The sequence below is a fragment of the Amycolatopsis sp. NPDC003676 genome (assembly GCF_053587275.1).
In genome coordinates this window covers 1-1,665 of the sequence record NZ_JBSFNS010000264.1, presented here as the reverse complement: position 1 = coordinate 1,665, position 1,665 = coordinate 1, and the positions used below count along the sequence as shown (strand labels likewise).

Here is a 1,665-nt window from a genome sequence, read left to right as displayed (position 1 = left end):
GCCGCCGACCACATGGTCGGGGCGCAGTCGATCGTCGAGGTCGAGCGCGACATACGCTTCCCGCCCGTCCGCCACGCAGCCGTGCACCGTGCGGCCGCGGGCCGGGTCACCGGTCACCGAAGCGATGTCCGCGGAATCCAGCAGCACGCAGGGGTCGAGCCGCAGCACCGAGTTCGTGGGAAGGTCGCGCAGCGGCGGGTTGACCGCGAGGCGGCGTACCACCGCGACGAGTCCACGTTCGACCGCCGGACAGGTGTCGCTGCCCTCGAAGGTCGACGAGCTCAAGGTCAGTGCCATCGGCAGCCCGCTCTGCGCCACGACCGAGCGGTCGCAATTGCGGGCTTCCTTGTTCCGGCCGAGCACCGGCATCCAGTTGATGGTGCTGCCCATCGGGGTCCTGCCCTTGATCTGCTCGACCGGCGAGCCGTTCTCGAGGGTGAGCTGCATCTTGCGACCGGACTGTTCGCGGTAGGTGAGGCTGCACGAGTGCACGCCGTTCGGCACGAGTTCGCCGGTCGCCGTGCCGAGTTCACCGAGCACCGCCGGCTTCAGCAGCTCGCAGAGATCGAGCCTGCGGCTCTCGTCGACGGTCAGCGCGAGCGCTGGATCGTCCATCGCCACCGCGTTGCCCTCCACGCCGATGCCGACGATCGTGATGACGCCGAGCACCAGAGCCGACACCACCGCGGCCGCGACGACGAAGCGTGACAACGGCCGCTTCGGCCGCTCGACCGGCTCGGGGGCGACGGTCGCGGTGCCGTCGGCCCAGCGTGCGGCCTCGGCCTGGCATTCCGCGATCCGCCTGCGGATCCGGACCGGCCACACCGGCTCGGCCTCGATCCGGCTCGCCGCGTCGAGCAACTGTTCCGGGGTCGGGCGCGCCGCCGGGTCCTTCGCCAGGCACGCCTCGACCAGCGCGCGGATCGGCGGCGGGATGGCCGTGGTGTCCGGCGCGGTGTAGAGCACGTTGTAGAGCACCTGCGGCGTCGACGCTGCCTCGAACGGGCTGACCCCGGTGGCCGCCATCGCCAGCACCGCGCCGACCGCGAACACGTCGGAAGCCGGAGTGAGCGGCTGGCATTCGGCCTGCTCGGGCGACATGTAGGCGGGCGAGCCGAGCACCGCACCGGTGGCGGTGAGGGCGACGTCGTCCTCGAGCGCCTTGGCGATGCCGAAGTCGATGACCCGCGGGCCGTCGTTGGTCAGCAGGACATTGCTCGGCTTGAGATCACGGTGCACCAGGCCGGTCCGGTGGATCTCGAGCAGCGCCATCGCCAAGCCGGTGGCCAGCAGCTTCAGCCCGCTCACGGTCAGCCTGCCGAACTCGCCCACCATCTCCTGCAACGAGGGGCCCGCGATGTATTCCGAGGCCAGCCAGGGTGTTTCGGAGTCGGCGTCGTGGTCGACGACGCCTGCCGTGTAGGCGCCGGTGACCTGCTGGGAGGCGAGCACCTCGCGCCGGAACCTGGCCCGGAACTCGGGGTTCCCGGTGAACTGATGGTGGATCTGTTTGACGGCGATCAACCGGCCGTCGGGGCCTTGACCCAGCAGCACCTGCCCCATGCCGCCCCGGCCGACCACGGCCAGCATGCGGTTGCGGCCGAGCCGATCGGGATCCCGCGGACCCAGTGGTTTCATCGCTCGTCTCCCCGTCTCACCGGGATC

General features: G+C 70.8%; 1 protein-coding gene. It reads right to left on the bottom strand.

The window, feature by feature from the left end:
- Positions 1 to 1,638 (bottom strand): serine/threonine-protein kinase (locus ACWDNU_RS45490; RefSeq protein ID WP_449673402.1); only part of this gene is annotated, 1,638 nt, incomplete at its 3' end.
- Between the last annotated feature and the right edge of the window lie 27 nt (positions 1,639 to 1,665).